The organism is Paenibacillus sp. 01T422 (genome assembly GCF_056398785.1).
On record NZ_JBFTQB010001004.1, the window covers coordinates 1 to 2,208 of the forward strand.

Below are 2,208 nucleotides of genomic sequence, written 5' to 3' on the forward strand. Positions count from 1 at the left end.
CAATAGCCTACAATGACGCGGGGTGGAGCAGCTCGGTAGCTCGTCGGGCTCATAACCCGAAGGCCGCAGGTTCAAATCCTGCCCCCGCAACCAAATTTTATTCGGGCCTATAGCTCAGTTGGTTAGAGCGGTCGGCTCATAACCGATTGGTCGGGGGTTCGAGTCCCTCTGGGCCCATAGCACGAAAACCCTTGGTATATAAGGGTTTTTATTTATTTCTGGACATGGAATAAGCCTCTCATTCTCATCAGTCATTTGATGAAAATGGGGGGCTTGTGTTTTAAAATCCACCGAAATTCTTGCGTATGAACTTAAGCATGCCGATATTCAACAGGTATACGGCAATATACACAGGGAAGGAATAGATCAACCTCCAGCCTTTGTAATGATAAACCTCAGCCCATACCGCTAGACCCTCTAGACCAGTAGTAATTAGGGCGCAGACAATCAGATACAGGACCAGTCTCATCCCTTTTAAATTCCATCGATCGTAGAAGTAAATGATTACATAGGCGGAAGGTGGGTAGCAGAACAAATACAAAATTACGTCGAACCATTCGTACTTGATAGAGTCATTGACATCATATAAATCCAGAGGTGTGGTCGCTATGCTCAAGTCAACCACAAGTCCGAGATAGAAGTTGAACAAGAACACATACCAAATGACGATCGACGGAAAACGCCGCTTTAGAAGCAGCATAACCAACATGGAAACCAGTGAGGCACCGATAATGAACCATTCGTTTCTATCGAAGGATTCGGGTCCGACTAATATCATGATGCGCTACCTCCATTCTTGCGTAGTGGATATAACCGCATCAGCGCATCGAAGAGCTCAGTGAGCATAAGAATTCCAGCGTAGAGCAGAATGCTATAAAATCCATTCCATCCCGTATAATTCAAACAACCGAGGCTTCTAAATACGAATGTGATAAAGGTTAATATGAGAGCAAAAATAAGTATGCTCAGCAGACGCCTGATCCGTATTGCCCTCGTGTTAGTCGTGTAGTAAAAATGCCAAGCAATTATAATCGGAAAAATAATAATCTGACTGATTCGCATAACAATGACGTCCAGCGGATGCTCGGATACATTTTTTAAATTCAAATTGATATCGATAATATAGATGGACTGCTGCAGCAAGAGCGAGGCGAACATGATGATTGCTGCCAGCTCTACGACATGAAGCCGCTGTTGTAGTTTGGGCCATGAGAAAAACAAAAAGACGATCTCAAGGAATAGAATCAGGCTTAAGATGAATGCAACGAACATCGCGGTCCTCTTTCATAATTAGACTATATTGGTAAAGTATTGGTGTCATGCGATTTTTTTATGCAAATTGGGTTTGCGCGATCAGACTATGAAAATGATACAAAAGGCAGTTTTTAGCCTGCGATAAATATTACGAGAAACAATTTAAAAGGTATGGTAAGCTATGTGAGAAATTAATATTTGGAGGAAGTTACATGTCATCAACATTAGTCAGAAGTACTCTTTTGTTAACAGCATTTCTTGCATGTTATTATTCACCTTTAGTTGCGTTTGCTTCATCTACCAACGGATCTGCTTACATCAAATTAGTATTGGGCGAAACCAAAGCTTCAATTAATGACAAGAGTGTTACTCTTCAAATGTCTCCTCACCTTGTGCAGAATACAACGATGGTCCCACTCCGATTTGTAACAGAAGCCTTAGGTGCTACCGTCAAATGGGATGGGGCTGCACAAAGCGTTGATTTGACATATGGGACAAAGCGTCTCACCATGCAAATAGGAAACACAACTGCTCATGTAGACGGTACTCCAATTAACCTTGAACAAGCTCCCATTATTGAAAATGAAGTCACTCTCGTGCCGATTCGGTTCATTGCAGAGAACTTCCAGCAGATCGTTACTTTCGATGAACATACCCGGGTCATCACGATTTCACCATCAGGTAACCAAAGTTCGAATGGGACTCTACCTGTTAAAAAGCTACTGGATAAGCCAACTGTTGATAATCTGACTTCACAGTACACCACAAAGATACCTTTAACTGGACTCGTTCCTACAGGTAAACCTTTTCCACAATATTATTTCGATGATTTGAAGATGACCTCAGATGACAAGGATAATTTGTACTTCATTTCGCAAAATGACCAATCTAACTTCTACTTGAAGAAGATGAATCTGAGTAAAGGAAGAGAGATAAATTTACAAACCATACTTT

Annotated in this window: 3 protein-coding genes and 2 tRNA genes; 3 read left to right on the forward strand and 2 right to left on the reverse strand. The window is 41.6% G+C overall.

Going from position 1 to position 2,208, the window contains the following annotated elements:
* The first annotated feature begins 16 nt into the window (after window positions 1-16).
* Window positions 17-93, forward strand: a tRNA-Met gene (locus tag AC1DUA_RS34735).
* 10 nt (window positions 94-103) lie between these two features.
* Window positions 104-177 (forward strand) — tRNA-Ile (locus AC1DUA_RS34740).
* A 103-nt stretch (window positions 178-280) separates the two neighbouring features.
* Here AC1DUA_RS34740 and AC1DUA_RS34745 read toward each other — a convergent pair.
* A complete protein-coding gene (locus AC1DUA_RS34745) occupies window positions 281-778 on the reverse strand; it encodes a hypothetical protein (RefSeq protein WP_477504073.1) in 498 nt (165 codons plus the stop codon).
* Complete coding sequence (locus AC1DUA_RS34750) at window positions 775-1,272, reverse strand: hypothetical protein (protein WP_477504074.1); 498 nt, start codon at window positions 1,270-1,272, stop codon at window positions 775-777. The genes AC1DUA_RS34745 and AC1DUA_RS34750 overlap by 4 nt, the downstream gene beginning before the upstream one ends.
* A gap of 194 nt (window positions 1,273-1,466) precedes the next feature.
* On the opposite strand from AC1DUA_RS34750, the gene AC1DUA_RS34755 reads away from it, so the two are divergent.
* Window positions 1,467-2,208, forward strand: a 742-nt coding sequence (locus AC1DUA_RS34755; RefSeq protein WP_477504075.1) for a copper amine oxidase N-terminal domain-containing protein, incomplete at its 3' end; no start/stop codon positions are given.

What these genes read in the sequence shown, in the direction of transcription:
- AC1DUA_RS34745 (WP_477504073.1), bottom strand. Translation starts at nt 778, where the DNA reads ATGATATTAGTCGGACCCGAATCCTTCGATAGAAACGAATGGTTCATT.
- AC1DUA_RS34750 (WP_477504074.1), bottom strand. Translation starts at nt 1,272, where the DNA reads ATGTTCGTTGCATTCATCTTAAGCCTGATTCTATTCCTTGAGATCGTC.